This is a genomic window from Bradyrhizobium sp. Leo170 (genome assembly GCF_004296405.1).
Lineage (GTDB): Bacteria > Pseudomonadota > Alphaproteobacteria > Rhizobiales > Xanthobacteraceae > Bradyrhizobium.
In genome coordinates, this window is the sequence record NZ_PSRR01000851.1 from 1 (window position 1) to 569 (window position 569).

General features: G+C 60.1%; 1 protein-coding gene. It reads left to right on the forward strand.

The window, feature by feature from the left end:
- A partial coding sequence (locus CWO89_RS45080; RefSeq protein WP_207234735.1) for a transposase occupies positions 1-420 on the forward strand: 420 nt, incomplete at its 5' end.
- Positions 421-569: the final 149 nt, after the last annotated feature.

Here is a 569-nt window from a genome sequence, read left to right on the forward strand (position 1 = left end):
TATGTCGCCGCCGACGATGTTTATCGCTGTCCCGCCGGCGAGCGGCTAACTTATCACTATACGAACGTAGAGGACGGAAAGACCCTGCGCCGCTATTGGACAAGCACCTGCAAAACCTGCGCGCTAAAAGCCCAGTGCACGACAGCCCCCGAGCGCCGCATCTCACGCTGGGAGCACGAGGCCGTTCTGGAGAAAGTTCAGGCGAGGCTCGACCACAACCCCAATGCAATGGCGGTCCGCCGTCAGACAGCGGAGCATCCGTTCGGAACGATGAAGTGTTGGATGGGAGCAACGCACTTTCTTACAAAAAAGCTGCCGAAGGTGGCCACCGAGATGGCGCTCACCGTGCTCGCCTACAACCTGAAGCGCGTGATGATGATCGTGGGCGTGGGCGGATTGCTGGAAGCCATGCGGGCCTGAGGCCGGCCATTGCGCGACCAAATCAGCGCCTACCTGAAGCTCCAGGCTGCCACTGAGATGACAGGAGGTCGATTCCACCGAATTAGAAGCTCGGCGGCCACGAAATGCGCCAGTGCGCTCCAAGTTGCACCATTTTCACACGGCCTGGG